General features: G+C 43.0%; 2 protein-coding genes. Both read left to right on the top strand.

Going from position 1 to position 2,313, the window contains the following annotated elements; genetic code table 11:
- A partial coding sequence (locus tag ACJHWK_RS23855; protein WP_410234947.1) for an RHS repeat-associated core domain-containing protein occupies positions 1 to 1,202 on the top strand: 1,202 nt, incomplete at its 5' end.
- Positions 1,203 to 1,258: 56 nt separating this feature from the next.
- Complete coding sequence (locus ACJHWK_RS23850; RefSeq protein ID WP_170886094.1) at positions 1,259 to 1,807, top strand: tetratricopeptide repeat protein; 549 nt, start codon at positions 1,259 to 1,261, stop codon at positions 1,805 to 1,807.
- Positions 1,808 to 2,313: the final 506 nt, after the last annotated feature.

Below are 2,313 nucleotides of genomic sequence, written 5' to 3'. Positions count from 1 at the left end.
TGGTCGAGAGCCGCTACCTCTACGACCCGCTGGGACGGCGAATGGCGAAACGGGTATGGCGGCGGGAGCGTGACCTGACGGGGTGGATGTCGCTGTCGCGTAAACCGGAGGAGACATGGTACGGGTGGGACGGCGACAGGCTGACGACGGTGCAGACTGACACCACGCGTATCCAGACGGTGTACCAGCCGGGAAGCTTCACCCCGCTCATCAGAATCGAAACAGACGTGACCGAACTGGAGAAAGCGCAGCGGCGAAGCCTGGCGGAGAAGTTACAGCAGGAAGGGAGTAAAGATGGTCACGGCGTGGTGTTCCCGCCTGAACTGGTGCGGCTGCTGGACAGGCTGGAGGGGGAAATCCGGGCAGACCGTGTGAGTGACGAAAGCCGGGCGTGGCTTGCGCAGTGCGGGCTGACGGTGGAGCGGCTGGCGGCACAGATCGAGCCAGTTTATTTGCCTGAGCGAAAAATACATCTTTATCACTGCGACCACCGGGGACTGCCGCTGGCGCTTATCAGTACTGAAGGTGCAACGGAATGGCGTGGGGAGTATGACGAGTGGGGGAATCAGCTTAATGAGGAGAACCCGCATCATCTGTTCCAGCCATACCGCCTGCCGGGGCAGCAGTACGATGATGAATCGGGGCTGTGCTATAATCGTTATCGTTACTACGAGCCGTTACAGGGGAGGTATATTACACAGGACCCGATTGGGTTAAATGGGGGGTGGAATTTATATAAATATCCGCTGAATCCAATAAATTATGCAGATCCTCTTGGCTTAGCCGTAGATATAAACCACTTCCCAGTCAACGAAGACATACGAAATTATGCAGAGAAAGTTTGGAATAATCCTAATATCATTACAATTGGAACACATGGTGATCCTCAATCAGTATATGATGAAAATTATAATAAGATAGATGTCAAGACATTAGCTAATGAGGTTCGAAATCATCCTAAATTTAAACCTGGAATGTCAGTAAGACTGTTATCCTGTAATACAGGAAAAGGAAATAACTCTTATGCACAGCAATTGGCAGATGAACTAGGTGTGAGAGTCTATGCTCCTGACCAATATGACTGGTACTATTCAAATGGTAAGGTAGAGCCTTGGGGAGGATTTTATGATGCAAACAATCAATTGCAAATGGACACGAATCAGCCTGGACATGAGTTTACATTCAAGCGAAGGAAACCATAGGTATGAGGTATTTTCTCTTTATATTTATAACAATTCCCCTTATCTCTGGAGGTCATATGAGTAATGATCGCGAAAAGATAATATCAACATATTCGCTCAATTTTTTATCACCAGATGATGTGAGGAAGGAAGAACTTAAGGCATCACAAGGTGATAGTGATGCTGCATTTAAATTGTACAAATATTATCTTTTTTGCGAGCCAAAATCATACAGAAAACAGCACGAATGGTTAATAATATCGGCAAATAATGGAAATGCTATAGCTCAATATAACTTATCAAGAGAACTTGAGTCAGAAGGAAAAGTAGATGAATCAATACAATGGCTGAAAAAATCAGCGGAACATGGTAATAATTACGCACAATATCAGATGTCAAAATATTTATTAAAAATAGGTGATATTAGAGGAGCGGAATATTATCTAAACTTATCTGCGGATAACGGATGTGTATTTGCAATAAAAGATATTATCAAAAACATGATGGATAGTGGAAGGTACGATGACGCCCTCATTTGGGTTGAAAAATTGAAAAAATTGTATCCTGACACAAATACCGAACTTTACATACAAAAAATAACGCAGAAAAAAAAGCAATCCAAATAATAATTATATATAATTACTCGCACAGAGTTACAGTATTGCAAGAAATATATCTAGCATATAAAGTCGCCGCCAGTAAAGATAAAGTACTGTGTAATCCTTCCTCCCATATAGGGGTAAAAACTTAGCATCCAGTGCCCTCGACTTAATTTTTAGTATTTTCTCTGTGAAGTGACACTTCGTAGGATTCAGTTCATGTTTACCAGAAAAAAGGTGGTCATTCTGGTGGTCTTGACAATCTCGTTTTTTTGTTTTAGCTTTCCAATCAGCCAGTTAATGGCTACGGCGATCCCAGTCAGAGGAGCCAAATTTTAGTTTTGAGACATCTCTATAAGTCTCAAAACAGTTAAAAAATAAAAATTATTTTTACCCGGTTACTTTGTAAAAAAGTGACCGGGTTTTTTGTGCACAGAAAACCCCCAGCTAGGCTGGGGGTTCCGGAAAGCTTTCAGCTTTGAGCCAGTTATTAAAACCCCTTTTGATTTGTTAAAACACCTTGCGGTCTGGCA

This window comes from Escherichia sp. WS547 (assembly GCF_046486065.1).
GTDB lineage: Bacteria > Pseudomonadota > Gammaproteobacteria > Enterobacterales > Enterobacteriaceae > Escherichia > Escherichia coli.
This window is presented reverse-complemented; position numbering and strand designations above follow the sequence as displayed.

Excerpts from the sequence above, each read along its gene's own strand:
- ACJHWK_RS23850 (WP_170886094.1), top strand. The coding sequence starts at position 1,259 with ATGAGTAATGATCGCGAAAAGATAATATCAACATATTCGCTCAATTTT.